The organism is Streptomyces sp. P9-2B-2 (assembly GCF_030406865.1).
GTDB classification, from domain to species: Bacteria; Actinomycetota; Actinomycetes; order Streptomycetales; family Streptomycetaceae; genus Streptomyces; species Streptomyces platensis.
Genome location: NZ_CP129126.1, coordinates 1,850,857 through 1,876,570 on the forward strand (window position 1 = coordinate 1,850,857; position 25,714 = coordinate 1,876,570).

At 71.8% G+C, this 25,714-nt stretch carries 21 protein-coding genes and 1 tRNA gene; 5 read left to right on the forward strand and 17 right to left on the reverse strand.

What is annotated here, in order from left to right; translation table 11 throughout:
- Nucleotides 1–158: 158 nt before the first annotated feature.
- The 6 genes from cobT to QT196_RS07970 form a co-directional block, all read right to left on the reverse strand.
- Nucleotides 159–4,403, reverse strand: coding sequence for a nicotinate-nucleotide--dimethylbenzimidazole phosphoribosyltransferase (gene cobT, locus QT196_RS07945; protein WP_290354656.1), 4,245 nt, complete (start codon nt 4,401–4,403; stop codon nt 159–161).
- 236 nt (nt 4,404–4,639) lie between these two features.
- The gene (cbiE, locus tag QT196_RS07950; RefSeq protein ID WP_168478246.1) at nt 4,640–5,860 is read right to left on the reverse strand and encodes a precorrin-6y C5,15-methyltransferase (decarboxylating) subunit CbiE; all 1,221 of its coding nucleotides are present in this window, start codon (nt 5,858–5,860) and stop codon (nt 4,640–4,642) included.
- 165 nt (nt 5,861–6,025) lie between these two features.
- On the reverse strand, nt 6,026–6,661 hold the full coding sequence (locus QT196_RS07955; protein WP_168478247.1) for a GNAT family N-acetyltransferase: 636 nt from the start codon (nt 6,659–6,661) through the stop codon (nt 6,026–6,028).
- Between the two features lie 404 nt (nt 6,662–7,065).
- Nucleotides 7,066–7,923 carry a MetQ/NlpA family ABC transporter substrate-binding protein gene (locus QT196_RS07960; protein ID WP_168478248.1) on the reverse strand — a complete coding sequence of 286 codons (858 nt, stop codon included), beginning with the start codon at nt 7,921–7,923 and terminating at the stop codon, nt 7,066–7,068.
- 96 nt (nt 7,924–8,019) lie between these two features.
- Nucleotides 8,020–8,754: a methionine ABC transporter permease gene (locus tag QT196_RS07965; RefSeq protein ID WP_168478249.1), complete on the reverse strand. Its 735-nt coding sequence runs from the start codon at nt 8,752–8,754 to the stop codon at nt 8,020–8,022.
- On the reverse strand, nt 8,751–9,845 hold the full coding sequence (locus tag QT196_RS07970; protein WP_168478250.1) for an ATP-binding cassette domain-containing protein: 1,095 nt from the start codon (nt 9,843–9,845) through the stop codon (nt 8,751–8,753). Before QT196_RS07970 ends, QT196_RS07965 begins: the two co-directional genes overlap by 4 nt.
- 672 nt (nt 9,846–10,517) lie before the next feature.
- Between QT196_RS07970 and QT196_RS07975 the strand changes: the two genes are divergently transcribed.
- From QT196_RS07975 to QT196_RS07985, 3 genes are all read left to right on the forward strand, one after another.
- Nucleotides 10,518–10,886: a hypothetical protein gene (locus tag QT196_RS07975; protein ID WP_168478251.1), complete on the forward strand. Its 369-nt coding sequence runs from the start codon at nt 10,518–10,520 to the stop codon at nt 10,884–10,886.
- Between the two features lies 1 nt (nt 10,887).
- The gene (locus tag QT196_RS07980; RefSeq protein ID WP_266736501.1) at nt 10,888–11,328 is read left to right on the forward strand and encodes a hypothetical protein; all 441 of its coding nucleotides are present in this window, start codon (nt 10,888–10,890) and stop codon (nt 11,326–11,328) included.
- A 131-nt stretch (nt 11,329–11,459) separates the two neighbouring features.
- Nucleotides 11,460–12,191 carry an IPT/TIG domain-containing protein gene (locus QT196_RS07985; RefSeq protein WP_168478253.1) on the forward strand — a complete coding sequence of 244 codons (732 nt, stop codon included), beginning with the start codon at nt 11,460–11,462 and terminating at the stop codon, nt 12,189–12,191.
- Between the two features lie 88 nt (nt 12,192–12,279).
- Here the strand turns inward: QT196_RS07985 and QT196_RS07990 are convergent, their stop codons facing one another.
- Nucleotides 12,280–12,795: a GNAT family N-acetyltransferase gene (locus QT196_RS07990; RefSeq protein ID WP_168478254.1), complete on the reverse strand. Its 516-nt coding sequence runs from the start codon at nt 12,793–12,795 to the stop codon at nt 12,280–12,282.
- A gap of 319 nt (nt 12,796–13,114) precedes the next feature.
- The gene (locus tag QT196_RS07995) at nt 13,115–14,251 is read right to left on the reverse strand and encodes a glycerophosphodiester phosphodiesterase (RefSeq protein ID WP_168478255.1); all 1,137 of its coding nucleotides are present in this window, start codon (nt 14,249–14,251) and stop codon (nt 13,115–13,117) included.
- A 297-nt stretch (nt 14,252–14,548) separates the two neighbouring features.
- Here QT196_RS07995 and QT196_RS08000 point away from each other — a divergent pair, with 297 nt between their 5' ends.
- Nucleotides 14,549–15,217, forward strand: a complete 669-nt coding sequence (locus QT196_RS08000) for a lysophospholipid acyltransferase family protein (RefSeq protein ID WP_266736499.1) — start codon at nt 14,549–14,551, stop codon at nt 15,215–15,217.
- A gap of 75 nt (nt 15,218–15,292) precedes the next feature.
- On the opposite strand, the gene QT196_RS08005 is transcribed toward QT196_RS08000, so the two are convergent.
- From QT196_RS08005 to QT196_RS08030, 6 genes are all read right to left on the reverse strand, one after another.
- Nucleotides 15,293–17,263 (reverse strand): bifunctional metallophosphatase/5'-nucleotidase, encoded by a 1,971-nt coding sequence (locus tag QT196_RS08005; RefSeq protein WP_168478256.1) that lies wholly within the window; start codon nt 17,261–17,263, stop codon nt 15,293–15,295.
- 224 nt (nt 17,264–17,487) lie between these two features.
- Complete coding sequence (locus QT196_RS08010; protein WP_266736081.1) at nt 17,488–19,125, reverse strand: MFS transporter; 1,638 nt, start codon at nt 19,123–19,125, stop codon at nt 17,488–17,490.
- Nucleotides 19,122–19,673 (reverse strand): TetR/AcrR family transcriptional regulator, encoded by a 552-nt coding sequence (locus tag QT196_RS08015; protein ID WP_266736079.1) that lies wholly within the window; start codon nt 19,671–19,673, stop codon nt 19,122–19,124. Before QT196_RS08015 ends, QT196_RS08010 begins: the two co-directional genes overlap by 4 nt.
- Nucleotides 19,674–19,791: 118 nt before the next feature.
- Nucleotides 19,792–21,234, reverse strand: coding sequence for an argininosuccinate lyase (gene argH, locus QT196_RS08020; RefSeq protein WP_266736077.1), 1,443 nt, complete (start codon nt 21,232–21,234; stop codon nt 19,792–19,794).
- 89 nt (nt 21,235–21,323) lie between these two features.
- A complete protein-coding gene (locus tag QT196_RS08025; RefSeq protein WP_290354657.1) occupies nt 21,324–22,517 on the reverse strand; it encodes an argininosuccinate synthase in 1,194 nt (397 codons plus the stop codon).
- A 117-nt stretch (nt 22,518–22,634) separates the two neighbouring features.
- The gene (locus QT196_RS08030) at nt 22,635–23,003 is read right to left on the reverse strand and encodes a DUF488 family protein (protein WP_290354658.1); all 369 of its coding nucleotides are present in this window, start codon (nt 23,001–23,003) and stop codon (nt 22,635–22,637) included.
- Between the two features lie 151 nt (nt 23,004–23,154).
- Between QT196_RS08030 and QT196_RS08035 the strand changes: the two genes are divergently transcribed.
- Nucleotides 23,155–23,228: transfer RNA gene (locus QT196_RS08035), tRNA-Pro, on the forward strand.
- Between the two features lie 101 nt (nt 23,229–23,329).
- On the opposite strand, the gene QT196_RS08040 is transcribed toward QT196_RS08035, so the two are convergent.
- From QT196_RS08040 to QT196_RS08050, 3 genes are all read right to left on the reverse strand, one after another.
- Entirely contained in the window at nt 23,330–23,812 is a 483-nt protein-coding gene (locus QT196_RS08040) for an SAM-dependent methyltransferase (RefSeq protein WP_290354659.1), read from the reverse strand.
- A 76-nt stretch (nt 23,813–23,888) separates the two neighbouring features.
- Nucleotides 23,889–24,416, reverse strand: coding sequence for a GNAT family N-acetyltransferase (locus tag QT196_RS08045; protein ID WP_290354660.1), 528 nt, complete (start codon nt 24,414–24,416; stop codon nt 23,889–23,891).
- A complete protein-coding gene (locus tag QT196_RS08050; RefSeq protein ID WP_356948459.1) occupies nt 24,416–25,408 on the reverse strand; it encodes a hypothetical protein in 993 nt (330 codons plus the stop codon). Before QT196_RS08050 ends, QT196_RS08045 begins: the two co-directional genes overlap by 1 nt.
- Between the last annotated feature and the right edge of the window lie 306 nt (nt 25,409–25,714).

Here is a 25,714-nt window from a genome sequence, read left to right on the forward strand (position 1 = left end):
GCGGTACGGCTCCTTGTGCGGATGATGCGGGTTCGGCGACCGGCGCAGCCGCTGCGGCTCTGGAGCGGCTGTGAGGGGGACGGCCGGGGTGGCGGTACGGCCCCGGCCCACAGCCTATGGGGCTGCGGGCCGGGGGTCATGCGGAGGTCAGGGCCTGATCAGGTCTTCTCCGTCACTCCGGCGGAGTCGAAGGTGGCGACCTCGTGCATGGCGCGGGCGGCGCTCTGCACCACGGGGAGGGCGAGCAGGGCGCCGGTGCCCTCGCCGAGGCGCAGATCGAGGTCGACGAGCGGGCGCAGGCCCAGCTTGTTCAGGGCCGCGACATGGCCGGGCTCGGCGCTGCGGTGCCCGGCGATGCAGGCAGCCAGCGCCTCGGGGGCGATGGCACGGGCCACCAGGGCGGCGGCGCCGGCGCTGACCCCGTCGAGGATCACCGGCGTACGCAGCGAGGCGCCGCCGAGGATCAGGCCGACGAGGGCGGCGTGCTCCAGGCCGCCGATCGCGGCGAGGACACCGATGGGGTCGGCGGGGTCGGGCTGGTGCAGCTCCAGGGCGCGGCGGACCACATCGACCTTGCGGGCGTGGGTCTCGTCGTTGATGCCGGTGCCGCGGCCGGTGACCTCGACCGGGTCGACGCCGGTGTAGACGGCGATCAGCGCGGCGGAGGTGGTGGTGTTGGCGATGCCCATCTCGCCCGTGAGCAGCGCCTTGTTGCCGGCCGCGACGAGGTCACGGGCGGTGTCGATGCCGACCTCGATGGCCTTGAGCACGTCCTCCTGGGTCATCGCCGGGCCCGCCGTGAAGTCGGCGGTGCCGGGGCGGACCTTGCGCGGCAGCAGGCCGGGGGTGGCGGGCAGATCGCCCGCGACACCGACGTCCACGACACAGACCTCGGCGCCGACCTGGTTGGCGAAGGCGTTGCAGACCGCGCCGCCGCCCAGGAAGTTGGCGACCATCTGGCCGGTGACCTCCTGGGGCCAGGGGGTCACGCCCTGGGCGTGCACACCGTGGTCACCGGCGAAGATCGCGACGGCGGCCGGCTCCGGGATGGGCGGCGGGCACTTGCGGGACAGCCCGGACAGCTGCGCGGAGATGATCTCCAGCATGCCCAGCGCCCCGGCGGGCTTGGTCATCCGCTTCTGCCGCTCCCACGCCTCACCGAGTGCCTTGGCGTCCAGCGGGCGGATGCCCTGAAGGGTCTCCTGGAGGAGGTCGTGCGGGCTCTCACCGGGCAGCGCGCGGCGGCCGTAGGTCTCCTCGTGCACGACCCAGGACAGCGGACGGCGCTTGGACCAGCCGGCCTGGAGCAGCTCGGGATCCTCCGGGAACTCGTCGACGTAGCCGACGCACAGGTAGGCGACGACTTCGAGGTGCTCGGGCAGGTCCAGTTCGCGGACCATCTCCCGCTCGTCGAAGAAGCTGACCCAGCCGACGCCCAGGCCCTCGGCACGGGCGGCGAGCCAGAGGTTCTCGACCGCGAGCGCGGAGGAGTACGGGGCCATCTGCGGCTGGGTGTGGCGGCCGAGGGTGTGCCGGCCGCCGCGGGTGGAGTCGGCGGTGACGACGATGTTCACCGGCGTTTCGAGGATCGCCTCGATCTTCAGCTCGCGGAACTGTTTGGCGCGCGCCTTGGGCAGCGACTTGGCGTACGCCTCGCGCTGCGCCATCGCGAGCTGGTGCATCTTCTCGCGGGTCTCGGCCGAGCGGATGACCACGAAGTCCCAGGGCTGCGAGTGGCCGACGCTGGGGGCCGTGTGGGCGGCCTCCAGGACGCGCAGCAGCACATCGTTGGGGATCGGGTCGCTGCGGAAGCCGTTGCGGATGTCGCGGCGTTCGCGGATCACGCGGTGGACGGCGGCGCGCTCGGAGTCGTCGTACCCGGCGGCCGGGGACAGCAGGCCGTCGGCGACGTCGGACGTACCGGCCGGGCTCTGCTGGTCGGCCACCTGCGACTGGTCGCCGTCTTCGCCCTCGCCCTCGTCCTCGCCGAGCTGGACGAGTGCCGCGGCGTCCTGCTGCTGGGGCGTCTCGTCGGCGTCGGCGGTGGGCTCGGCGTCGGGGGCAGGCTCGTCGGCGGGGGCCGCGGTCTGTGGAGCCGGGGCGCCGACGGGGGTGTGCTCGCCGGACGCCTGGGCCGGGATGTGGACGCTGACGGGCCGGGCTTCGGCGAGCGGCTCGGCGGGGGCGTCGGGGGTGGCCTCTGCGGGCTCGGCGACGGCTGCGGGCGCGGCGTCCTCGGCGGGCTCGGCGGGGGCCGCCTCGGCCGCGGGGGCGGTCGGCTCGGCGGCGGCCGTCGGCTCGGCCGGGTTGTCGACGGCGTCCGCAGCGGCCACTGCGGGCTGCTGCTCGGCGGGGGCGCCCGCGTCCTGCATCACGGCCTCCGGGGCGGGCTCTTGGGTGGTCTGCCGGCCAGCGGCGTCCACGGGGGCGCCGGGCTGCGGCTCTACGGCGGCCGGCTGCGGTGCCTCGGACGGCTCTATGACGGCCTGTTCCTGGGGCACACCGTCGTCGGTCGCGGGCGGGGCGACAGAGCCCTGGGGGGCGGTGTCGGACGTCGGGGCGACGGGCTCGGCGATGGGGGCGTCGGCGGTGGCGTCGGCCGGGGTGGCCTGGTCCGGGGTGGCTTCGGCGGGGGTGGCGGCCGCGGGGTCCGGCTGGGGGTCGGCGGCGGCGTCCGGCTGGGCCTCGGCGGCGGCGTCCGGCTGGGTCTCCGTGGAGGCGGCCTCGGCGGCGACGGGCTCGATGGTCGCCTCGGGCTGCTCGGCGGGCTGCTCGGCCTGCGGTGCCTGGGGGGCCTCGGCGGGGGCGTCGGCCGCCGACTGGTCCGCTTCGGGTGCCGTGGCCTGGGCGGGCGCGTCGGTCGGGGCCGGGGCATCGGTCGGCTGCGCCGGGGCCGAGGCATCGGCGGGCTGTGCCGGTGCATGTGCGTCGGGCTCGGCGGGCACGTCCTGGGCAACGGGCGCCTCGGGCGCCTCGGCGGCGACGGCCTCGGGCTGCTGGGCATCCCGGGCGGGGGCCTGTCCGGGGGCGTCCTGCACGGGGGCGTCGGGCGCGGGCGCGTCCGGCACGGAGGCATCCGGCGCAGCGACATCCTGCACAGGCGCGTCCACAGCGGCGTCCGCGACGGCGACATCCTGCACAGGGACGTCCGCAGCGGCGACATCCTGCACGGCGCCGTCCACAGCGGGACCATCCGCCGTCACGGCCTCCGACGCGACGCCCTCCACTGCAGCGCCCTCCGCCACAGCCGTTCCGTCGTGACCGGGCGCAATCGCATCCGGCACCGCGTCCGCAGCACCGTCCTGCGGCGCCATCGGCACCTCGGCCTGCGTCTCCTGCCCGGCCTCGGCAGCGGCTCCGGTGACGGGAGCGGCCTGCCCGCCATCCGCGGCCTGCCCGCCGTCCTCGGCCGGCAGCGGCATCGGCTGTTCGACGGGCAGTGCCGCGTCCTGCGGGGCGGGCTGTACGGGCTCGGCGGGGGCGACGGGTGCCTCGGGGGCGACCGTTTCTGCAAGCGGGGCGGCGGGGGCCTGGGCGGCAGCGTCGTTCCACTGCGGCACCTGTGACGGGATCTCGCCGAGTTGCGGGCCGGGCAACGGTCCCTGGCCCGCGGCGCCGTAGGTCTGCTCGGCGTTCAACTGCCCGCCGTAGGACTGCTCACCGTACGAGGGCGCGGCGTAGGACTGCTCGGCCGCCGCCACCTCCCCGGGGGGCTGCTCGGCGTACGGCAGGTCGGCGGCGGTCTGGGCGTCGGCCGCCGGGGCGGGCACGTCGGGCGTGGCCGGGGCGTCGAAGTATTCGGGGCCGCCCGTGGGAGGCCCGGCGTGCCGTGCGGCGGGGGGTACGGGGACCTCGGCCGGTCCGCGGTCGGCGAGCGAACGGACCACGCCGCCGGTGGGGTCGGGGACCGGCGGGCCCATGTGCAGCGGGCGGCGCGGGGGCGTGGCGGGGGCGGCCGCGCGGGCCCGGTCCGGCTGCGGGGCCGCGGGCTGGGGGATGCGGACGGCGCTGAGGTCGACGGAACCGGAGTCCCGGCCGCCGCTCTCGTGATCGCCGGTCGGGGCGGGCGTCGGCTCGTAGCCGGGGGTCCCCTGGGCGGCCGGGTCGAAGGGCGCGCCCTGGGGGTCCGCACCGTGGAGGGTGTCCTGCGGCTGCGGGAGCGGCTGGTGCGCGGGCTGCTCGCTCCAGGCGCCCTGGGCGCCCGGCATCAGCAGATCGTCGTCCGCGACCGCGCCGTCGGTCTGGCCGAGGTAGGGGTATGCACCCGGAGCGGGCATCATGCCTGGCTGCTCCGTCGGTCCGGCGTCGGCAGGGGAGGGAGTGGCCCCGGGTTGCGGCTGCCCGGGATGTCCGCCTGCGTTCTCCGGCTGTCCCTCGCCCGGGACCTGGCCGGTGTCGGTCATGCGTACCCCTCGCCCATTGGTAGTGCTCCTTCCAACCGCTCGTGCGACGCGCTCGACCGGGGCGCGCCGACGCCCCGATAGCTAGAACGAGCGAGCACGCCTCGCGGCACGTCCGCTCTCCAGAGCTTCATATTCGGCCAAAACCACAGCTTTTTCCGGATATTGGCGTACGAAGCCGAATGCGGAACGGCGGCGCAACGATCCGCCAGCCTACCTCGCGCGGGTTGCCGTGCTGGTCACGGGTGAGGAACGCGATACCCGCTGAGAAGAAACACCACGGACCGCTCGCGTTCGACCCAGACGGTGGTGTCCAGGTCCACGGACTGGAGCAGTGCGCACTCGACTTCGTAGCCGCCGTCGGCCAGCGCCCGGCCGAGCGATTCGGCCTCGTCGCGGGTGGCCGCGTGGGTGACGATACGTTCGGGACGGCGGGCCGCGCAGGCGGTGAGCACGTCCGCTCCCCCGCCGCCGACCCGGATCACGTCGGGCTCGGGCAGGTCCTCCAGGATCTGCGGCGCCCGGCCGTGCACGACCTGGAGTTGGACACCGTGCCGGCGGGCGAGGGCGGTGGTGCGTGCGCAGGCGTCCGGGTCGGCGTCGACCGCGATGACGGCGGCGCCGAAGCGCGCGGCCTCCACCGCGGCGGCGCCGCTGCCCGCGCCGATGTCCCAGACCAGGTCGCCCACCTGCGGCCCGAGACGCGCGAGTTGCGCGGTGCGCAGCTGGACGGACTCGCCCTCGCCCAGGGCGCCGCCGTACGCGCTCGCCGGAAGTCCCCAGCCGCGCGGGCCCGTCGGGTGGCCGACCTCGTGACCGGCGATCCAGCCGGTGCCCTGCGCCGCGGCACCGGCAGGCGAACCGCCGATGACAATGACGACATTGGGGTCACGCCAGACATGGTCGGCGGCCTTGTCGGAGGTGAGGACCGTCACCTGCTCCCGTTCGGTGCCCAGTTCCTCGCAGATCACGAAGGTGCGGTGGACGCCGCCGAGCAGCAGGGCGAGTTCGGCGGGACCGGCGCCCGGCGAGGTGAGCACCGCGACCTTGGTGTGGGCGCGGCAGACGTTCACGGCACGGCGCAGATCGCGGCTGTGGGCGACCACGACCTGGGCGTCGTCCCAGGGCATGCCCGCCTGTGCGAAGGCGGCGGCGACGGAGGAGACGGCCGGGACCACTTCCACTTCCAGGCCGTGCTCGGGGGCCCGCAGGGTGCGGACGACACCGAAGAAGCCGGGGTCGCCGTCGGCGAGCACCACGGCGGTGCCGCGGTGCTGGGCGATACGGCGGGCGGCCAGGGTCACACTGCCGAGCCGGATCCGTTCGGCGTTCGGCGGCACTTCGGGAAGGGCGAGGTGGTGGGCGGCGCCGGCCACCAGCGTGGCGGCGCCGAGCGCGGAGCGGGCTGCGGCGGTCAGTGGAGAGCCGTCCCATCCGATCACCGTGACCCGGTCGGCCATGCTCGTCAGTCTCCTGGGGCTGCTGTGGTTACGCGGGCGGGGCGGCAGACAGAGCGGCCGTTGGCCGGTGGTGGTACCGCTGTGGTGCGCTGTTCCGCGCTGGTCGCGCAGAGGCGCGGCAGGCCGAGACTACCCCGTGCGGTACGGACCTGAGTGCGGGCGTGGTCAGTTCCACTCGGGGTAGCTGAATCCGTTCGCATCCGCCAGGCGGCCGGGGACCCCTTCGAGGTCCTCGGGCAGCAGGCTCCACACGATCAGATCGGTCCGGATGTCCGTCCAGCCGCCGTCCTCGGTGCGGCTGCGGGCTATGAAGGCGTTGCGCAGCACGCCCTCGCTGATGCAGCCGATCTTCTGGGCGACCTGCTGGGAGGCGGTGTTGCCGGCGGCGGTGCGCAGCTCGATGCGTTCGAACTTCCGGTCGTGGAAGAGCCAGTGGGCGACGGCGAGCGAGGCCTCGGAGGCGTACCCCTCACCGCGGGCCCAGGAGGCGACGATGTAGCTGATCTCGCTGGAGCGGATCCGCCAGTCGGTGTTGCGCAGTTGGACCACGCCGACCAGGCGCTGGGTGAGGAACTCGGTGACCGCGAAATCGATCCCGTGGCCCGACATCCGCTCCGCCTGGGCGCTCTCGGTGGTCCAGCGGCGCGCGGCGTCCTCGGTGTACGGCTGGGGTATCGCGGTCCAGGCGGCGACCAGCTCGTCGTTCATCATCGCGGCGAGGGACGGCACATCGGCCTCCTCGAAGGGGCGCAGCACCAGCCGGTCCGTGCTGATCGAGGTGTCCGGAAAGGTGGATGTCATGCCGCTGCTCCCACGCCGTTGACTGTGGTGTCCGGACCGTCGCGGGCTGTGAGACCGCGAGGTCACGGGCCGTCTTGACCGTCTTGAATGCACCAGCATGCAGCATCGGCGTACGGGTGTGCACGTGCGTGGGCCCCGGGCGCGCGCCGGGCGCGTCCGGGGCCTGCGGGCCGCCCGTGCGGACGGACACCTTCCGGTGACCTGCGCACGGCGACTGCGTGTCCACACCCGCCCAGCCCCCGAAGGGGGGGGTGGGCGGCGGGGAAAAAACCGGCCCGGCGGAAAACCGGCCCAGTAGGGGGCGGCAGAGCCCTCGGCCAGTGGGCGGCAGAGTTCCCGGCCGCGCTGGGCGGCGGAGCCCTCAGCCCCCTAGGTGGCCGTCGGCTCCTGGCCGCCGGTGGCCGTCAGCTCTTGGCCGGGCCGAAGGCCGGGATGACCGAGCCGTCCTTGTACTTGTCCTCGATGAACTTCTTGACCTCGGGGGAGTTCAGGAGCTTGGCCAGCTTCTTGACCCGCGGGTCGTTCTCGTTGCCCTTCTTGACGGCGAGGAAGTTGGCGTAGGGGTTGCCCTTCGCCTTCTCCAGGGCCAGCGCGTCCTTCGAGGGCTTGAGGTGGGCGCCGATGGCGAAGTTGCCGTTGATGATCGCGGCGTCGACGTCTTCGATACGCGGCGCGGTCTGTGCGGCCTCCAGCTCGGTGATCTTGATGCCCTTGTCGTCCTTGACATCCGTCAGCTTGGCGTCGGAGCCGACACCGGGCTTGAGCGTGATCACACCGTTGTCGGCGAGCAGCTTGAGCGCGCGGCCCTCGTTGGAGGGGTCGTTCGGGACCGAGACGGTGCTGCCGGCCTTGAGGTCCGCCAGCTTGTCGATCTTCTTGGAGTAGACGCCGAGCGGCTCGATGAGCACGTTCTGGACGGGCACGATGTGCGTGCCGTTCTCCTTGTTGAAGGTGTCGAGGAACGGCTTGTGCTGGAAGAAGTTGGCGTCGACCTGGCCGTCGTCGGTGACCTTGTTCGGCATCTTGTAGTCGGTGAACGGCTTGACGACCAGCTTGAGGCCTTCCTTGGCCGCCAGCTCGTTCTTGACGAAGTCGAGGATGGTGCCGTGCGGGGTGGGGCTCGCGGCGACGACGAGCGGGGCGTTCTTGTCACCCTTGTCGCTGCTGGCGGTGGTGTCGGAGGGCGCCGAGCAGGCGCTCGCGCCGAGGGCGACGGCGGAGGCGGCGGCGATGGCCACGGTGATCTTGACGGTGTTGCGCACGAAGAGTGCCTCTTTCTTGTGTCACACGCGAGGGTTCCGCGTGAGGTCCGCCCGGCAAAGGGTCCGGGCTCTTGGGCGGAGCGGGTGGCTCCGGGATCAGGCGGCTTCGGTGACGGCGGCCGGCTCCTCGGTGCGCGTGCGGCGCAGACCGACGCGCAGGGAGGAGGCACGGGTGCCGCGCTGGGCGAGCCGGCGGACGACGAGGTCGCCGAGTACCTGGACGAGGGTGACCAGGAGGATCAGCTCCACCACGGTGGCGATCATCAGCGAGGTCTCGTACTGCTGATAGCCGTAGGTGTAGGCGAGGTTTCCCAGACCGCCGCCGCCGACCGCACCGGCGATGGCGGAGTAGCCGATCAGCTGGATGACCAGGGTGGTGACGCCGGCGATCAGTGCGGGCAGCGCCTGCGGGAGCAGCACCTTGAAGACGATCGTCCAGGTGCCGCCGCCCATCGCGTGGGCGGCCTCGACCAGGCCGTGGTCGACCTCGCGCAGCGCGGCCTCCACCAGCCGGGCGAAGAACGGGATGGCGGCGAGGGCCAGCGGGACCACCGCGCCGGTCGGGCCGATGGAGACGCCGACGAGGAGCCGGGTGAAGGGGATCAGCACCACGATCAGGATCAGGAACGGGAAAGACCGCCCGATGTTCGCGATCGCGCCGAGCACCTTGTTGACCACGACGTTCTGCAGGACGGCACCGCGCTGGGTCAGATGCAGCAGCACACCGACCGGGATGCCGAAGAGCACCGCGTAGAAGGTCGACCACCACACCATGAAGAGGGTGTCGAGCGTGTTGTCGTACAGCAGCGGCTGCATCTCGTTCCAGGTCACTTGGCACCTTCCTTCTGGAGCGCGGCGGCGGGCTCCGGGGTGACCGGCCGGTCGGCGGGGTCGGTGGCGGTCGCTGCGGCGCCGGTGGCGACGTCCGCCACGTCCACCTGGAGCCCCTGCTCCCGCAGGAAGCCGATCGGCACGACGTTCTCCTCGAAGCGGCCGGGCAGCTCGATGCGCATCCGGCCGATCTGCTTGCCGCCGACGGTGTCCATGGCGGCGCCGAGGATCGAGATGTCGACGTTGTAGGTGCGCGACAGCTCGGAGATCACCGGGCGGGTGGCGGCCGAGCCGTGGAAGGTGATGTCGACGACGGTGCGGTCGTCGGCGGAGGGCTCGCCGCCGACCGGGAACAGCTCCCGGGCCAGCTCGGAGCCGGGGGTGGCGAGCAGTTCGGCGACGGTGCCCTGCTCGACGACGCGGCCGTTCTTCATCAGCGCGGCCGAGTCGCAGATCGTCTTGACGACGTCCATCTCGTGCGTGATGAGCACGATGGTCAGGCCCAGCTTGCGGTTGAGGTCACGCAGCAGCTGGAGGATGGAGCGGGTGGTCTCCGGGTCCAGGGCGCTGGTGGCCTCGTCGGAGAGCAGCACCTTGGGGTCGCCGGCCAGCGCGCGGGCGATGCCGACGCGCTGCTTCTGGCCGCCCGAGAGCTGGGCGGGGTAGGCGTTGGCCTTGTCGGCGAGGCCGACCAGGTCCAGCAGCTCCAGCGCCTTGCGGGAGCGCTCCCGGCGGTCGACCTTGAGGATCTCCAGCGGCAGTTCGACGTTGTCCTGCACGGTGCGTGAGGACAGCAGGTTGAAGTGCTGGAAGACCATCCCGATGTGGCTGCGGGCGGCGCGCAGTCCGGCGCTGGCGCGCTTGCCGCGGCCGGCGATGGAGGTCAGTTCCTGGCCGGCGACGGTGACCGTGCCGGAGGTGGGGCGCTCCAGGAGGTTGAGGCAGCGGATGAGGGTGGACTTGCCGGCGCCGCTCTGGCCGATGACGCCGTACACCTCTCCTTCGCGGACGTGCAGATCGACGCCGTCCAGGGCGGTGACTTCGCGGTCTCCGGAACGGTAGACCTTGGTCAGGCCCGTTGTGGTGATCACAGGGAATTCCGTCACTGTCGAGTGCTCGGCGGCTCGCCCGCCGGGCACGGGGCATTCTTGCGAGTGCGGCAGAGGGGAACAGGGAGCGGCGGCGGGCGCGGGGCCCGGCTCCGGGTTCCGGTGACGCGGGGCGGCCGAGGGCGTCGGGCGTCCGACGTACGGCTCATGGCAGGGTCTCGCTTCGGGGCGCGAGGCTCAGGCGGGGGCCCTCAGCGGTCACACATTCGACACATGCAACGAGCACCGGGCGTCTGGTACGCCTCGGTCGCAGGGGTGCGGTAGCTCGTCGTGGTCATGCGGGCAGTAAACCAGACAGCAGCACAGCCCGATCAAGCCAGTCCGCATTGCGGACACCACTGACCGACCCGTGGACAGCCTCTCGCCCGGCGGAAACGATCTCGCCCGACCCGTCCGTGGCCTGCACTGATGCGGCGAGGCGTGGCGGGAGCGGATGAGCGGCCGACGGCGCGGGGCCCGGTGTGCTGTGGTCAACGCCACGGTCGGCGTCCCGGCGCGTGGCCGGAACCTGGCCGGGGCCCGGGAGCCCGGGGCGCCCTCCCGCGGGCGTGCGGACCGCGGTGGGGCCGGGCGCGGCCGCCCGCCCGCCGCCGATTAGCATCGCTCCATGCTCCACAACCCCACGGCGCGCGGCCACGCCGTCCGGAGGCCCCGGTGATCGACGCGCTGACGATCGCGGTCGCGGTGACCGCTCTCGCCCTCGCCGCCTGGTGCGGCTTCGCGGCGTTCCGTGACCAGCCCACCAAGGACTGGCACTTCATCGGCATGGGCCTGGTGTCGCTGCTCGGCATCGTCCAACTGGTCATCGCCGTCGTGCAGTTGTCCCGCGGAGTGTCGCCGGACAAGGGCACCGCGCTCTTCGTTTCGTATCTGCTCGGGGCCGCCGCCTGTGTCCCGGCGACCGGCTTCATGTCGCTGTCGGAGCGGACCCGCTGGGGTTCGGCCACCGTCGCGGCGGGCGCCGTGGTGCTGGCCGTCCTGGAAGTGCGGCTGTTCGACATCTGGGGAGGCGGCAGTGCCTGAGATCACGAGGACCCCACAGCCCACCGAGGCCGGCCCGGCCCGGCGCTCCCTGGGCACCGGCCCCGGCCGGCTGCTGGTCGCGCTCTACGGCATCTTCACCGTCGCGGCCGCCTCCCGCTCGCTGTACCAGCTCCTCGCCCAGTTCGACCGGGCCCCGCTGGCGTACGGCCTCTCGGCGGGCTCCGCGCTCGTCTACGGGTTCATCACCTTCTCGCTGGTGCGCGGCGGCGAGGGCGCCCGCCGGGCCGCGTTCGCCTGCTGTGCGCTGGAGCTGCTCGGGGTGTTCGCCATCGGCACCTGGACGCTGCTCGACCCGTCCGCGTTCCCCGACGCCACGGTCTGGTCGGACTACGGCATGGGCTACCTCTTCATCCCGGTCTTCCTGCCCGTCACCGGGCTGCTGTGGCTGCGCCGGTCGCGTACGGAGCGAACGACGGCCTGAGGCCGCCCGGCGAGCGAGCTGCGCCATCCGGGTGAATAGCGGGGCCGCACCTCGCCCCGGGGCGGACGCCCTGTCTGACTGGAGTCCGACAGGCGTTCAGGGGGTTCGCCGGCGCGGAAACGGAGCGGAAGATGCCGATCAGTCCGAACCAGGGTTCCACCGGCGGCGGTTTCGCGGCGACCCTCACCGGCACCGGTCTCACCGGGGCCACGGTGGTGCGCTTCGGAAGCAAACCGGCCACCATCACGGCCACTTCGCCCACCTCGGTGTCGGTGGTGGCCCCCTCGGGAGCCGGTGTGGTCGACACCACGGTGACCACACCGGGGGGCACCAGCAATCCGGTGCCCTTCTATTACGTCCTCCCGCCGGTGATCCTCGATGTCTCGCCGGCCTCCGGGCCCCTGGCGGGCGGCAGCACGGTCACCGTCACCGGACGCAACCTCACCACCGCCACGTCCGTGCTGTTCGGGAGCACCGCCGTGACGCCGACGGTGCTGTCCGACAGTGAGCTCACGGCCGTCAGCCCGGCCCATGCGGCGGGCGAGGTGGCCCTGGTGGTCACCGCGCAGGGCGGCACCGCCACCGCGTCCGGGACCTTCGGTTTCGTGGCCGCGCCGAACGTCACCGGCTTCAGCCCGGTGACCGGTCTGCCCGCGGGCGGCACGCTGGTCGACATCACGGGCACCGCGCTGGCGACGACCACCCAGGTGACCTTCGGCAGCGTCCCGGCCACCTTCGCCGTGCTGTCCGACACCCGGGTCGCGGCCGTCGCGCCCAGCCATGCCGCGGGCACGGTCACCATCACGCTCACCACCACGGGCGGCAGCGACGCGGCCCCCGGGGTCTTCCTCTATCTGCTCTGACAGCGGCTCCGCCATCGGCTCCGCTGTCCGCTCCGACGAGGACGGATGGAGGCGGACCCACCCGCCAGGTGCGGGTCCGCCTCCGGCCCTAGGCCTGTGCGACGAGTTCCCCCGCGCCGGCCGGCTGGGGTACTTCCTTCTCCAGCGTGACCACGTTCAGCCGGGGGGTGCGCTGCTCGGTGCCCACGGGCACATAGCCGTGGCTGCGGTAGAGCCGCAGATTGCCCTCGCTGCGGTGGCCGGTGAACAGGCGGTAGCTGGTGGCCGAGCGCTCGGCCACCAGCCGGCCCTCGACGGCGTCGAGCAGCCGGCCGCCCAGGCCGTGCCGCTGCATCCGCGGGTGCACGATGAGTTTGGCTATCCTCCCGGTGCCGTCCTCGTCGACCGTGCCGCGCACGGCGCCGACCACCTCCTCGCCGAGCCGGGCCACCACGACGCAGCCCTCGCCGAGTTCGGCCCGCAGCGCCTGCAGCGTCTGGGTGAGCGGCTCGATGCCGTAGTCGTCGTACAGCGCGGCTTCCTGCTGGTAGCAGAGGTACTGGAGCTTGAGGATCTGCTCGGCGTCCTGGTCGGTCGCCGCAGAGATGGTCACACTCGTGCCCATGCGCGTATGCCTCCCCTATTCGGTTCGCTGGTCCGGGCGCGCTGGGGGTGAGAGGGGTGCGCCCGGAACGATGTGCCCTGACCGACGGTGCCGTGGGGTACCCGGCGCCGCCCGGCGGTGCTGACACCGCCTCTTCCGGAATCCCCGGCGGAGGGCGGCGGCAATCTTCGCCGCGAGCATTCTGCGCAGGCAATTGGGGCAAGCGGAACGGACCGGCACCCAGCTCCCCTGTGACATTCCCAACTCAGATGAGAATGCCGGGGAGGTGGGGCCGGTCCGGGCGGCCGGGCGCCGCCGCGACGGCGGTCCGCGGCCGGCGTCAGCGCTTGCGGAACTCCGCGGCGGCCAGCAGCGCGGTGTCGGGGTTGTCGGAGAACAGGCCGTCGATACCGGTGCCGAGGTACGCCTTGAACACCCCGAGGGCGTCGCCGTAGGCGTTCGGGTCGGTGCCGCGGCGGTAGTCGGCCGGCAGGAAGCTGTTCTCGTTGCGGACCGTATACGGGTGCAGGACCAGTCCGGCGGCGTGCGCGTCCTTGACGACGGACGTGGGCTCGCCGAGCTTGCCGTCCTTGTCCCGCGGGATGATCACGGTCAGGTCCGGCCCGATGCCCTGGGCGAAACCGGCCAGCCACTTCAGGCCCTCGGGCTTGACCAGATCGGCGACCTTGCGCGGGTCGCCGGCCTCGGTGAAGTCCCAGGGCCGGGAGTCGAGCGTGGAGAGCAGCACGACCTTGGGGCAGTCGACGAGCTTGCCCAGGCGCTGGATGCTGCTGGGCTCGAAGGACTGAAGGAAGTTCGGGGAGTTCTTACGGTGCCGGCCGTGCGCGCGCAGCGCCTTGGCCAGCCGCTCCTCCAGGCCGAGGCCCAGCTTGCGGAAGTAGGTGGGGTGCTTGGTCTCGATGTGCAGCCAGACGCGGCGGCCCCGCTTACGGCCCTCGCGCTCGGCCCAGCGCAGCACCTCCTCGAAGGTCGGCACCTCCCACACCCCGTCGTAGAGGGTGTTGTGCTGCCGAGTGCCCGGTATGCGCTCCTTGGCGCGCAGCGTCTTGAGTTCGGCGAGCGTGAAGTCCTCGGTGAACCAGCCGGTCAGCTTCACCCCGTCGACGGTCTTGGTGGTCTTGCGGTCCGCGAACTCGGGGTGCGCGGAGACATCGGTGGTGGCGGTGATGTCGTTCTCGTGGCGGCAGACCAGATGCCCGTCCTTGGTGGGGACGAGGTCCTGCTCGATGACGTCCGCGCCCATGTCCAGGGCGAGTTGGTAGGAGCCGAAGGTGTGCTCGGGGCGGTAGCCGCTGGCGCCGCGGTGGCCGACGATCAGCGGTACCGGCAGCTCCTGGGGCGCCCCGGCCCGGCCGGCCGCGCTCGCCTGGCCGGCTCCGCCGAACACCGCCGCTCCCGCGCCGAGAGCCGCGGCCCCCAGTACCGTCCGCCGTCCCGGCTGCTGGCCCTTGTGCATGCGCACACTCCTTGTCTGAGGCATTCGCTGGTCTTCGGGGTGCTTCCGGGTGTTTTCCGGCGTGCGGTGAGGCGTGTTGCACACCGGCCCACGGAACCCGGCCGATCGTAGGCACGGACGGGCCATGCCGGGGAGCCGGACGACGACATCGGGGGGAAGATGGTGGTAACACATGTCAACTGTGCGTATCGACCTCGTGAACCCGATGTGCGCGCGGGAGTGACCCGCGAGTATGGTCCTTGGCTGCGCGGAGTTCCGCGTGTGCTTGACATTGACCATCACGTCCCGGAGGGCCCGTTGTCCCGCATTGTGCTGAAGGCGATTCTCGGATTCGTCATGCGTGTCCTGTACCGCCCGAAGGTCGAGGGCATGGAGCGCATTCCGGCGACCGGACCGGTGATCCTCGCCGGTAATCACGTCACCTTCATCGACTCGCTGTTCCTGAGCCTGGTGGTCAAGCGCCCGGTGTACTTCATCGGCAAGGACGAGTACGTCACCGGCAAGGGCGTCAAGGGCCGGCTGATGGCCTGGTTCTTCACCAGCGCCGGCATGATCCCGGTTGACCGCGACGGCGGGCACGGCGGGGTCGCGGCGCTGATGACCGGCCGCCGGATCCTGGAGGAGGGCAGCGTCTTCGGCATCTACCCGGAGGGCACCCGCTCCCCCGACGGCCGTCTCTACCGCGGCCGTACCGGCATCGCCCGGCTCACCCTGATGACCGGTGCGCCGGTCGTCCCGTTCGCGATGATCGGCACCGACAAGGTGCAGCCCGGCGGCAAGGGCCTCCCGCACATCGCGCCGGTGACGGTGCGCTTCGGTGAGCCGCTGGACTTCTCCCGCTACGACGGTATGGACCGCGACCGCTATGTCCTGCGGGCCGTCACCGACGAGGTGATGAGCGACGTGATGGAGCTGTCCGGCCAGGAGTACGTCGACATCTACGCCACGAAGGCCAGGGCCGCCTGACCCGTCCGCCGTGCGCCGGGCCCCATCCGTTCTCCGGATGGGGCCCGTTGTCGTATCCGCTGCGGTGCGGGCGGGTCAGCAGGGGACCCGGAAGCCGCCGGGGGCGCGCTGGCCCTCGGCGCCGCCGGTCAGGGCCGTACGCAGGGCCGCCTCGGGGCGCGGCACCATGCTGCCGTCGGGCTGGAGCAGCTGCTGGCGCTGGGTGACGGTGCCGGTGCGGGCGCCGGGCACCCCCGCGTTCTTGACCGCCACCCGGTTCAACGGGGCGGGCTTCAGCTGCTTCATGGCGCGGATGAAGGAGACAAAGCTCTCGAAGTCACGGGTGTGCCGGACCGGTGCGGTGAAGCCGGTGAAGGCGCTGAAGCCGTCCTGGTTGATGAGGGTGTAGGAGGGGGCGGCGAGCCGGTAGCGGCGGGTGAGGTCGAGGGCGGTGCCGTCGATGAAGACCTCGGCCGGGTCGATCCGCCGGCCGACCGCTCCCGCGGCGTCGAAGGTGTAGCGGACGTTGGCGGAGACGGCCAGCGGGGAGAAGCCGAGGCCGCCGCCGGCGGTCGGGGCCCACTGCTCCTCCAGGGCGTCGTGCAGCTGCCGGCCGGTGACGGTGACGGTCATGATCGGGTCGCCGAAGCCGACGGAGTTCCAGGCCTGCGCGAAGGTGACGGTGCCGCCCGTCTCCTCGTCGCGGATCAGATCGCCGGCGATCACGGCCTGGCCGACGCGTGGCGCGACCGCGATGACGGCGAGGTCCGCGGGGGTGTTGGGGTGGTCGGCGGGATCGTCCATCGGGCCGAGCGGCTGCCGGCCCGCCCACAGCGCCCAGTCGGCGACGAGGTTGCCCATGGTGGACTCCCCCACCGCGTTGCGCCGCCGGGTGAAGGAGGCGGTCTGGGTGCCCAGGCGGCTGCGGGCGCGGCGGCTGCCGTAGTCCGCCCAGTAGCCGGCGATCGACTTCAGGTCCGGGTCCGGTGTGACATCGCGGGTGTTGGGGTGGTTGGTGGCGGTGGTCAGCTCCCGGATCACCGCGCCGGTGTCGGGGTCGAGGCGCAGAGTGATCTCGTTGACGAGCTGGCCGTAGCAGCCGGCCTCGACGAACGGCCGGGGCACGCCGTCGGGGTCGGGCAGCATCATCGTGAAGGCGCAGTGCCAGTGGCCGGTGACGATGGCGTCGATGTCCGGGGAGACGCGCAGCGCCAGTTCGTAGGCGGGCCCCGAGGGGTTGCTGCCGCTGGAGAAGTCGCTGCCGGCCACCGCGCCGTCGTGCATGCTGAGCACGATCGCCCGGACACCGCGGGACCTGAGCTCCGCCGCGCAGCGGTTGGCGGTCTCCAGCTCGTCGAGGGTGCGCAGTCCGGGCTGGTAGGAGCCGGGGAAGGACTCGGTGCCGATGGCGGTCAGATGGATGAAGCCGACCGGCAGCCGGCGGCCGCCGCCGGCGTCCACGTACTCGATGTTGTACGGCGGCAGCACGAGCTCGCCGTTCCCGTTCCACACCATGTTGGCGCTGTAGTAGGGAAACTTCGCGCCCTGGAAGCGGCGGCCGGTGGAGTCCTCGAAGTCGTCGTCGCGGCCGACGACGGGGAAGCTGTCGCCGTCCTCCATGTGGGAGGTGAGGAACTTCGCGGACTTGTCGAACTCGTGGTTGCCGGCCGACGCGAAGTCCAGACCCATGGCGTTGAGCGCCTCGATGGTGGGCTCGTCGGCGAAGGTGGCGGCGTCGAACTCCCAGCCGGAGAAGAGGTCGCCGGGGGCGAAGAAGAGGGAGTTGCGGTGGCCGGCGCGCAATCGCTCCAGGTGGGCGGCCATATAGGCGACGCCGCCCACGGTGTAGGTCTTTCCGCCGGCTCCGGTGATGATCGAGTGGGCGCCCGGGGCGCCCTGGAGATAGCCGTGCAGGTCGGTGATGTTGAGGAGCTGGACGTCGACATATTCGTCGGCGGTGGCCGCGTCGCGGGCGTGGCCGGTGGCGTAGGCGTTGCTGCCGATGGCGCTCGCGGTGGCCAGGGCCCCCGCGGCGGTGAAGAAGGAGCGTCGTCCGATGTCGCGCACTGCGTCACTCTCCTGAGCGGGCCGTCCGTGAGGGGACGACGGGAGAGTCAAGCAAGCCGCTCCGGACGGCCGGTCACCAGGATGCGTACCGGGCGTGAACGGGCGGGGGACAGTCGCCCCCGGGGCGTGTCCCGTGGATCATCGCGGGTGCGGGGACCGTGATCCACAGGACACGCCCTGGGGCGCGCCGGGTGCCCGCCGTCCGGCGGAGCGGCCGTAGCGCGTTACGGGCGTTCCGCCGGGTCGCCGGCCGCCGCGCCGGAGTCGCCCCCCGGCTTCGCCGCGGCCGTGGAGAGCGCCGCGGGCCCGGCCGGGGCCGGGCCGGACGCCAGCTCCTGGCCGCGGAGCAGGAACCATGCGGCGACGGCGGCGGACAGCAGGACCACGGCGCCCACCCCGGCCGCGACGTCGACGCCCGCGACGAAGGAGTCCTGTGCGGCGCTGATCAGCGCCGCGCCCTGGTCGGCGGGGAGTTGGCCGGCCGTCTCGACGGCGCCGCCGAGCGATTCACGGGCGGCGGCGGTGGCGGCCCCCGGGACCCCCGGCGGTGCGGCGAAGCCCCGGTAGATGCTGGTCACGATGGAGCCGAGCAGGGCGATGCCGAGCGCGGCGCCCAGTTCGTAGGCCGTCTCGGAGACCGCGGAGGCGGCGCCCGCCTCCTCCTTGGGCACGCTGGAGAGGATCACATCGGCGGTGACGGTGAACGAGAATCCGGCGCCGACGCCGACGACGAAGAGGATCACGCACATCGCGGCGGTGCCGGTGTCGGCGTGCAGGGTGGTGCAGCCGACCAGCGAGAGTCCGACCATGGCGAGGCCGCCGGCGACCACGAGCCGTACGGTCAGCCGCCGGGCGACCCAGCCGGCGGCCAGTCCGGCGCCCACCGCGCCGATCGCCGCCGGGAGTTCGACGAGCCCGGCGTTCAGCGGCGAGCGCAGCTGCACCATCTGGAGGAACTGGGAGAGGAAGAAGACCAGCCCGGACAGTCCGAGGATGGTCAGCAGGTCGGCCAGCACCGCTCCGGAGAAGCCCCGGTGGTGAAAGAGCTTCATGTTCAGCAGCGGCGAGGGGAGGGTGAGCTGCCGGCGGACGAACACGAACAGGGTGAGCACGCCGACGACGGCCGCCAGGGCGATGTCCCAGCGGTAGCCGTGCACCGCCGCTTCCTTGATGGCGTAGACGACGCAGACGATGCCCACCAGGGCCAGCAGGACGCTGGGGATGTCCCAGGGGCCGGGGTCCGGATTGCGTGACTCCGGGATGACCTTGGCGCCGACGGCCACCAGCAGCGCCATCACCGGCAGGTTGATCAGGAAGACCGAGCCCCACCAGAAGTGCCCCAGCAGAAAGCCGCCGAGGACCGGGCCGACGGCCATACCGGCCGAGGCCATGGCGCCCCAGATGCCGACGGCCAGACTGCGTTCCTTGGGGTCGTGGAAGAGGTTGCGGATCAGCGCCAGCGTGGACGGCATCAGCGTCGCACCGGCGACGCCCTGGAGCGCCCGGGCCAGGATCATCATCTCGGGCGTGGTGGCGTACGCGGCGAGCACCGACATCGCGCCGAAGCCGACGGAGCCCAGCAGCAGCAGTTTCTTGCGGCCGATGCGGTCGCCGAGGCTGCCCATGGAGACCAGCAGTCCGGCGATGACGAAGGAGTAGATGTCGCCGATCCACAGCAGCTGCGTGCCGGACGGCTGGAGGTCTTCGCTGAGGAAGGGGGTGGCGAGGCCGAGGACCGTGGCGTCGACGCCGACCAGGAGGACGGCGAGGACGAGGACGGCGAGCGCGAGCCAGCGGCCCGGTCGGGGCTGGTCGTCCACATGGGCCGAGCCGGCCGGTCCTGACGCTATGGTCTCGGTCATTTCTCCATGCTCCGTCGGATGCCGCCGAGCAGCAGCTCGGCGATCGAGTGGTGAAGGTCGTTACGGGCGACCCGCCCTTCGTGCACGGCCCAGGCGCCGGCGCCGATCAGTCCGTAGAAGGCCTCGGTGAGCCAGGCGGCGCTCAGATCGATCCGGAAGTCGCCCTCTTCCTGGCCGCGTCGGAAGAGCGCGCCGAGGCGGGCGTCGAGCTCGGCCCAGCCGGCGTTGATCTCGCCGTCCTCGAAGAGCTGGTTCTCGGTGAAGAGGAAGGCGAGTACGGCGGCGACCGGTTCGGCTTCGGCGATCAGCCGGCGCAGTGCGCCGGCGGCGTCCCCGTCGTCCAGCCGGGCCGCGTCCATCGCCTGCCCGCACTGGGCGATGCCGTAGTCCTCCAGCGCTCTGATCAGCGCGTCCCGCCCGGCGAAGTGCCGGTGCAGGGTCGCGCGGCTGATGCCCGCGGCGCGGGCGATCTCGTCCATCGGTGTCGCGGCCCGCCGCGTGAGCAAGGCGGCGGCCTCCTTGAGTACCCGTTCACGATCCAAGGCCATGAGACACACACTAGCCGAATGAGACACGAATGTCTCATCCAGCTCTCCCCACGCACACGACGGCGGCCCGCCCCCGGATCTCCTCCGGGGGCGGGCCGCCGTCGTACACCTCTGCCGGCTAGGCCAGACCGGTGGCCTTCTTGGCCGTCGCCCACTCCTGCTGCGTGACCAGGTCGGCCCGCACCTCGGCGAGCTGGACCGCCACCGCCGAGGGGGCGGTGCCGCCGCGGCCGCTGCGCGAGGCGAGCGCGCCGGGGACGTTGAGGACGCCGCGGACCTCGGGGGTCAGATGCGGCGAGATCTTCGCGAACTGCTCATCGGTGAGCTGGTCCAGCTCGATGCCGTGCGCCTCGCACTCCTTGACGCACTCCCCCGCGACCTCGTGCGCCACCCGGAACGGCACACCCTGCTTGACCAGCCACTCCGCGATATCGGTGGCCAGCGAGAAGCCGGCCGGGGCCAGCTCCTCCATGCGCTCGCGGTGGACGGTCAGGGTGGCCATCATCCCGGTGAACGCCGGGAGCAGCACCTCCAGTTGGTCGCAGGAGTCGAAGACCGGCTCCTTGTCCTCCTGGAGGTCACGGTTGTACGCCAGCGGCAGCGCCTTGAGCGTGGCCAGCAGCCCGGTCAGATTGCCGATGAGGCGCCCCGACTTGCCCCGCGCCAGTTCGGCGATGTCCGGGTTCTTCTTCTGCGGCATGATCGACGAGCCGGTCGAGAAGGCGTCGTGGAGCGTGACGAAGGAGAACTCCTTCGTGTTCCAGAGGATGACCTCCTCGGCGATCCGGGAGAGGTTCACCCCGATCATCGCCGTGATGAAGGCGAATTCGGCGACGAAGTCACGGGAGGCCGTGCCGTCGATGGAGTTGCCGGACGAGCCGTGCTCGAAGCCGAGGTCGGCGGCGACCGCCTCCGGGTCGAGGCCGAGCGAGGAGCCGGCCAGCGCGCCCGAGCCGTACGGGGAGACGGCGGTGCGCTCGTCCCACTGCCGCAGCCGCTCCGCATCCCGGGACAGCGACTGCACATGCGCCAGCACGTGATGGGCGAAGAGCACCGGCTGGGCGTGCTGGAGGTGGGTGCGGCCCGGCATCGCGACGTCCGGGTGGGTCTCGGCGAGGCCGACCAGCGCCTCCTGGAGGTCGGCGATCAGACCGCCGATGATCCGGGCGTGGTCCCGCAGGTACATCCGGAAGAGCGTGGCGACCTGGTCGTTACGGGACCGGCCGGCCCGCAGCTTGCCGCCGAGGTCCGGGCCGAGCCGCTCCAGCAGCCCGCGCTCCAGGGCGGTGTGCACGTCCTCGTCGGCGATGGTGCCGGTGAACGAGCCATCGGCGACATCCGCGGCGAGCTGGTCGAGCCCGGCGTGCATGCGGCTGAGCTCGTCCTCGGTGAGCAGGCCCGCCTTGTGCAGCACCCGGGCGTGCGCACGGGAGCCCGCGATGTCGTACGGGGCCAGCCGCCAGTCGAAGTGGACCGACGCCGACAGCTGGGCCAGCGCCTCTGCCGGACCGTCGGCGAACCGGCCGCCCCAGAGCCGGACGTCACCGCTGTTGCTGCTCACTGCTGCTCCTCAAGGCTGCGGTAGATGTGCCACCGCCTCCCCACCGCGAGGGCAGGGAGGCGGCAACCTGATGAATCCAACGAGTCGGCTCAGGCGAGGTCGCGCTTGGCCGCGATCTTGCTCGACATACCGAAGAGCTCGATGAAGCCCTTGGAGAGCGACTGGTCGAAGGTGTCGCCGGTGTCGTACGTGGCGAGGTTGAAGTCGTAGAGCGACTGGTCGGACTTCCGGCCGGTGACGACCGCGCGGCCGCCGTGCAGCGTCATCCGGATGTCGCCGGTGACCTGCTGGCTGGCCTCGTTGATGAAGCCCTCCAGGGCCCGCTTGAGCGGCGAGAACCACAGGCCGTCGTAGACCAGCTCGCCCCAGCGCTGCTCGACCTGCCGCTTGTAGCGGGCCAGTTCGCGCTCGACGGTGACGTTCTCCAGCTCCTGGTGCGCGGTGATCAGCGCGATGGCGCCGGGCGCCTCGTACACCTCACGGGACTTGATGCCGACCAGCCGGTCCTCGACCATGTCGATCCGGCCGATGCCCTGGGCGCCGGCCCGCTCGTTGAGCTGCTGGATCGCCTGGAGGACGGTGACGGGCTTGCCGTCGATGGCGACCGGGACGCCCTCCTTGAAGGAGATGACGACCTCGTCGGCCTCCCGCTGGGTGGCCGGGTTCTCCGTGTACTCGTACACGTCCTCGATCGGCGCGTTCCAGATGTCCTCCAGGAAGCCGGTCTCCACGGCCCGCCCGAAGACGTTCTGGTCGATCGAGTACGGCGACTTCTTGGTGGTCGCGATCGGGAGGTTCTTCTCCTCGCAGAACGCGATCGCCTTGTCCCGGGTCATCGCGTAGTCGCGGACCGGGGCGATGCACTTCAGGTCGGGGGCGAGGGAGGAGATACCGGCCTCGAAGCGGACCTGGTCGTTGCCCTTGCCGGTGCAGCCGTGGGCGACGGTGGTGGCGCCGTGCTTCCTGGCGGCGGCCACCAGGTGCTTGACAATGGTCGGCCGCGAGAGCGCGGAGACCAGCGGGTAGCGGTCCATGTACAGGGCGTTGGCCTTGATCGCCGGGAGGCAGTACTCGTCGGCGAACTCGTCCTTGGCGTCCGCGACCTCGGCCTCGACCGCACCGCAGTCGAGCGCACGCTTGCGGATGACGTCCAGGTCCTCGCCGCCCTGGCCGACGTCCACGGCAACGGCGATGACCTCGGCGCCCGTCTCCTCGGCGATCCAGCCGATACAGACAGAGGTGTCCAGGCCGCCCGAGTAGGCGAGTACGACGCGCTCGGTCACGGGTTTCTCCTTACGGTGCATACGCTGATGGGTATAAGTATGCACTCCACCGTATGTTTCGTCAACGCGTCGATGAATATGCAGGTCAGCGGCGGGTCGCCGGCGTGGCGCGGAGCCTCAGCCGCCCTCTTTGAGCACCTCGGTCAGCACGTTCACATGGCTCGCCGACAGATCCTTGGTGGCCGTCAGCAGCGTCAGCGGCCCCTCTTCGGCGTACTCCCGCAGCCGCTCCAGCGCCCGCTGCGCGGTCTCCCGCGCCAGCTCCTCGCGATAACGCTCGGCGAAGACCTCGAACCGCTCCCCCTCGTGCCGGTACCAGCGCCGCAGCTCGGACGAGGGTGCCGCGTCCTTGCACCACTCGGTGAGCTGCGCATCGGCCTTCGACAGCCCGCGCGGCCACAGCCGGTCGACCAGCACCCGGGCCCCGTCCGCCGGCTCCGGCGGCTCGTACACCCGGCGCACGCGGAGGGCGTTTCTGGCAGACATTTCACCCATAACCTCATCGAACCACGGAAGCGGGGCCTCCGCCGGAGGCCCCGGAAGCGCCCCCGGGGGCCCCGCTTTGGATTCAGAGGCCAGGACAGGGTATTTTTCTTCTGCACGCCCCGGCCGGGAGTTCTCCGGCCGGCACGAGCACCGGGACGTGGCGCAGCTTGGTAGCGCACTTGACTGGGGGTCAAGGGGTCGCAGGTTCAAATCCTGTCGTCCCGACGGTGCAGTAAGGGCTTTCAGCCCAGGTCAGGGCCTTGCTTCAGATCACTGAAGCAAGGCCCTTGATCGTTTCCGGGGTTTCTCGGCCCGGGTCCTGGTACCTACTCGCCCGGGGCGGAGTAGTAGTCGGCCAGCATCTGCGACGGCCAGGCCGGCTCATGGACCTCGCCCTGCGGGCCCATCACGCCGAACCAGGGCTTGATGTCGAGCACCGGCGTGCCGTCCACCGCGTCCAGTGCCTCCACCTGCAGGTCCAGGCCGTCCACCGCGACCAGGCGGCACCGCGAGACACCCAGCCGGTTCACCCGCCGCATATTGCGATGGGCGAACGTACCGCCCGCGGGCCAGTCCGGGTTGCCCCGGGGCCGTCGCAGCTCGGGAGGCAGGTCGCCGGGGGCGGTCAGGTGGAAGAGGAACACGACCTCGATATGGGAGAACGCCTCCAGACCGACCACCGACTCCTCGGTGTAGCGCTCGGAGTCGATGCGGATGACGGAGCGGGTGCCGCCCCAGTAGTCATCCGTCGGTTCCACGCGTCCGCCGATCACGTGGGCGACGGGCACGACGGTGAATTCTTCTGCCACGGTGCTGAGCTCCTCGGGGTGGGGGCCGGAAGTACGAAGTTAGGTGGGCGGGCGGCTCTCCACTGCCGCTCCCGGGTCACGGGAGCGGCAGTCCCACCAGCATCACTGCAAACACCGGGGAGTCCGGGAACGGCTGGTCCTCGCCCACCTTCCGGTACCCCCAGGACTCGTACAGGGCCTGGACCCTGGGGTGCGTCACGTCTACTAGCAGCGCACCGAGGTCCGCGCCCCCGGCACCCATCAGCGCCCGGTGCAGCCGCTCGGACGCGCCCGTCTTCCGCCACCGCTCGCGCACCATCAGTTCCGAGAAATGGAACGTGCGGCTCTTCTCCGGCGCCGGGTCCAGGTGCTCACGCCACCATTCGCTGCCCTCGGTTCCGGGGGCTCCGTAGGCGAAGCCCACCACCTCGTCGCCGTCGTACGCGATCACGCAGGAGAACTCGGGGTGTCCGCCCCAGTGGTCGACGAACCACGGGAACTTCTGCCGGAACTCGTCGTCCGGCATCTGGTCGGCGTGCACGTCTGCGTGCACGTCGAGCAGCGTCTGCCGGATCTCCGGCAGGTCGCCGTGGCTGTAGTGGCGCAGTTCCAAAGCGGAGGTCATCAGGTGTGGCTCCATTCTGATCGGTAGCGGTCCCGCCACTCGCGCACGGTGTTGGCGTCCGGCGAAAGAGTGATCAAATCGCGGTGGAAGTCTCCGAAGAGGGAACGCATCCGGCCCGGCAGGGGGGTGCCGTCCATCAGCGCGAACACCTTCTCCGTGGTGCCGCACGCCTGGTCGATGTCACGCTGGTGCAGCTGCGCGAGGGCGAGCTGGAGCGTGACCATCGCACGGTTCCGGCGGAACTGCTGTGGGATGGCTGCCAGGGCGCGGTGTGATGCGGCCTCGGCCCCGGCAGCGTCCCCGATGTAGCCCCGGACGACCGCCGTGAGAGCCAGCAGTTCAGCGAGACCGTAGAAGTCCATCCAAGCCGGCCGGGGAGTGTCTTCCGGGGCCTTGGCCAGCGCCTCTTCCGCGTATCCCAGGGATCGCAGGGCGCCTTGCCGGTCCTGGAGGGGGGACTGTCCGACGGCTGTGCGTGCATGGGCCAGAGAGCCGAACAGTGGGTCGCGCCGGGTGATGCGCGTCGCGAGGGCGGCCTGTGCGGCGCTCACGGCCTGGGTGTAGTCCTGCTGTTGTCTGGCGGCCATGGCATACAGGTTCCATACGCCAAGTTCCGCGACGGAGTCCTGCGCCATGCCGGCCAGACAGAGGGCACGGTCCAGGTGCCCGGTTGCCTGACGGGCACTGCCGGCGTCCAGCAGCGACCAGGCCGCGGCCTTCGTGTAGTCGGCGGCCACGCTGAAGAGACGCTGCCGGATGCGCTGGGACGCCGCCCGCTTCTGTAGTTCCAGCGCTTCGGCGGCACCCGCCAAGGCGGCCCGCTCCAGGGCCTCGTGCCCGCCTTTTGCGGCGTCCAGGGCGGTAAGGGCGTCCAGGCCGCTGCGGAGGCGGATCACCTCTGAGGTGCCGACGGCGTACGGCCGGGCGGCCACCAGGGGCACGACGGCGGCCGTTGTTCCGGTGGCGGCGGTGAGGAAGTGCCTGCGACGCACGGGATCCTCCGTCCTGTGAGGGCCACGTCTGCCCGCCGGAGGAGCAAAGCCCAACTCCTCGGCGGAACATCCGAATACTGCTTCCAAGGCTTCCCGCTGCCGAGGGTGCGGCCACCGCGTCTTTCCGGTCAGCCATTGGCGCACGGTGCGGTCGCTGACGGTGCCCGCCCGGCCGAGCGACCGCAGGTAGTCGTTCACCGCCTCGGCCAACTCGGCCTGGGTTAAGCCCGCTTCTCCGAGGGCGCCGGCAAGACTCTCGTTCGCCTTCACGCATGCACGGTATCCAGATCGCGCTTGTCGGTATCT